1 rRNA gene is annotated in these 2395 nt (G+C 58.8%); it reads left to right on the top strand.

Annotation, left to right across the window (positions count from 1 at the left end):
• Positions 1-2395, top strand: a 23S ribosomal RNA gene (locus CLV68_RS33245); the annotation flags it as partial.

The raw sequence follows: 2395 nt of genomic DNA, 5'->3' as shown, positions 1-2395 counted from the left end.
TGACCTAGCTGCCGATGGGTCGAAGAGTTATAAAGTCTCGTGATAGCCGAACGGCTTGGGATGGCCGACCGTAGACGGTGAGAGTCCGGTAGGTGAAATTGCGGGGCCTCTTGGGTGTGTTCCCGAGTAGCACGGAGCCCGTGGAATTCCGTGTGAATCTGCCACGACCACGTGGTAAGGCTGAATACTTCCTGGTGACCGATAGTGGACCAGTACCGTGAGGGAAAGGTGAAAAGTGCCCCGGTGAGGGGTTGTGAAAGAGTACCTGAAACCGTGTGCCTACAAGCCGTCAGAGCCTGGACCTTCTTCTTCGGAGGAGGGGAGACCGGTGATGGCGTGCCTTTTGAAGAATGAGCCTGCGAGTTACGGTGTGTGGCGAGGTTAACCGGTGTCGGGTAGCCGTAGCGAAAGCGAGTCTGAAGAGGGCGTCATAGTCGCATGCTGTAGACCCGAAGCGGGGTGATCTAGCCATGGGCAGGGTGAAGCGCCGGTAAGACGGTGTGGAGGCCCGAACCCACCAGGGTTGAAAACCTGGGGGATGACCTGTGGCTAGGGGTGAAAGGCCAATCAAACTCCGTGATAGCTGGTTCTCCCCGAAATGCATTTCGGTGCAGCGTCGCGTGTTTCTTGCCGGAGGTAGAGCTACTGGGTGGCTGATGGGCCCGACAAGGTTACTGACGTCAGCCAAACTCCGAATGCCGGTAAGTGAGAGCGCGGCAGTGAGACTGCGGGGGATAAGCTTCGTAGTCGAGAGGGAAACAGCCCAGATCATCGGCTAAGGCCCCGAAGCGTGTGCTAAGTGGGAAAGGATGTGGAGTTGCCGTGACAACCAGGAGGTTGGCTTAGAAGCAGCCATCCTTGAAAGAGTGCGTAATAGCTCACTGGTCAAGTGATTCCGCGCCGACAATGTAGCGGGGCTCAAGCACACCGCCGAAGCCGTGGCATTGCGCCCGTGTGGGTGTGATGGGTAGGGGAGCGTCCTGTGGCCGGTGAAGCCGTGGAGTGATCCAACGGTGGAGGCTATGGGAGTGAGAATGCAGGCATGAGTAGCGATTCACACGTGGGAAACGTGTGCGCCGGATGACTAAGGGTTCCTGGGGCAGGCTGATCCGCCCAGGGTAAGTCGGGACCTAAGGCGAGGCCGTGAGGCGTAGTCGATGGGCAACGGGTTGATATTCCCGTACCCGCTGGTACGCGCCAGCGCTGAGGCCGTTGATGCTAACCATCCGACCCGCCTGGGGAGCCTTCGGGTTTCCTTGTGTGGGTTGCGTGGGGCCCGAGACGGTAGTAGGTGAGCGATGGGGTGACGCAGGAGGGTAGCTCAGCCCAGGCGGTGGTTGTCCTGGGGTAAGCCTGTAGCCCGGGGGGTAGGCAAATCCGCCCCCTGTTAAGGGTGAGGGGTGATGCCGAGCCGTTTTAGGTGAAGTGAGTGATCCCATGCTGCCGAGAAAAGCCTCTAGCGAGTGTGCCGGCGGCCCGTACCCTAAACCGACTCAGGTGGTCGGGTAGAGTATACCGAGGCGTTCGGGTGAACTGTGGTTAAGGAACTCGGCAAATTGCCCCCGTAACTTTGGGAGAAGGGGGGCCGCGTCTGGTGATCGCCCTTTGCGGTGGGAGCTGGGTGCGGTCGCAGTGGCCAGGGGGAAGCGACTGTTTACTAAAAACACAGGTCCGTGCGAAGTCGTAAGACGCTGTATACGGACTGACGCCTGCCCGGTGCCGGAACGTTAAGAGGACCGGTTAGACCTTTTGGGGTCGAAGCTGAGAATCTAAGCGCCGGTAAACGGCGGTGGTAACTATAACCATCCTAAGGTAGCGAAATTCCTTGTCGGGTAAGTTCCGACCTGCACGAATGGCGTAACGACTTCCCCGCTGTCTCAACCGCAGGCCCGGTGAAATTGCAGTACGAGTAAAGATGCTCGTTTCGCGCAGCAGGACGGAAAGACCCCGGGACCTTTACTACAGCTTGGCATTGGCGTTTGGTGTGTCTTGTGTAGGATAGGTGGGAGACTGTGAAGCGGGTACGCCAGTATTCGTGGAGTCGTTGGTGAAATACCACTCTGGTCGCATTGAGCGTCTAACCCGCGCCCGTGGATCCGGGTGGGGGACAGTGCCTGGTGGGTAGTTTAACTGGGGCGGTTGCCTCCTAAAGGGTAACGGAGGCGCCCAAAGGTTCCCTCGGCCTGGTTGGTAATCAGGTGGTGAGTGCAAGGGCACAAGGGAGCTTGACTGTGAGACTGACGGGTCGAGCAGGTGCGAAAGCAGGGCCTAGTGATCCGGCATCGGCGTGTGGAAGCGGTGTCGCTCAACGGCTAAAAGGTACCCCGGGGATAACAGGCTGATCTTCCCCAAGAGTCCATATCGACGGGATGGTTTGGCACCTCGATGTCGGCTC

The sequence above is a fragment of the Actinokineospora cianjurensis genome, assembly GCF_003663795.1.
Classification (GTDB): domain Bacteria; phylum Actinomycetota; class Actinomycetes; order Mycobacteriales; family Pseudonocardiaceae; genus Actinokineospora; species Actinokineospora terrae.
This window is presented reverse-complemented; position numbering and strand designations above follow the sequence as displayed.